Source organism: Maribellus luteus (genome assembly GCF_003576475.1).
In the GTDB taxonomy this organism is placed as follows: Bacteria; Bacteroidota; Bacteroidia; order Bacteroidales; family Prolixibacteraceae; genus Draconibacterium; species Draconibacterium luteum.
In genome coordinates this window covers 1-514 of record NZ_QWGR01000301.1, presented here as the reverse complement: position 1 = coordinate 514, position 514 = coordinate 1, and the positions used below count along the sequence as shown (strand labels likewise).

1 protein-coding gene is annotated in these 514 nt (G+C 72.6%); it reads right to left on the bottom strand.

Features of this window, described 5'->3' with window-relative positions; translation table 11 throughout:
* A partial coding sequence (locus D1614_RS25215) for an efflux RND transporter permease subunit (RefSeq protein WP_175579329.1) occupies positions 1-514 on the bottom strand: 514 nt, incomplete at both ends.

Genomic DNA, 514 nt, shown 5'->3' with positions numbered 1-514 from the left:
TGGGTTCCGCGGTCGCTCTGATCGGTCACGCCCGCTCCGAACTGGATCTCGAAGCCCGGCTCGACCTGGACGCCCGCAAGGGCGCCGTACATCTGCCGGTCATAGGTCTGGTCGCCCTGCGCGCCGATCAGGCCGCCGATGACCACGACGGCCAGGGGCTTTTGCACCTCCGCCCCCGTGCCGCTGGCCAGCGCCATGGGCACGAAGCCGACGGCCGGCACGAGGCCGGTCATGATCACCGGCCGCACCCGCTCATAGGCGCCCTCGACGATGGCGGCGGCGAGGTCGGCGCCGTCCTCGAGCCGCTTGCCGATGCTGCTCATCACCACCAGGCCGTTGAGCACCGCCACCCCCGACAGGCAGATGAAGCCCACCGCCGCCGAGACCGAGAAGGCGATGCCGGTCAGGGCCAGGGCGAACACCCCGCCCGCCAGGCACAGGGGAGCCGTGGCGAACACCGCCGCCGCACGCCGCACGCCGCCCAGGGCCAGGAACAGCAGGGCGAAGATGGCGG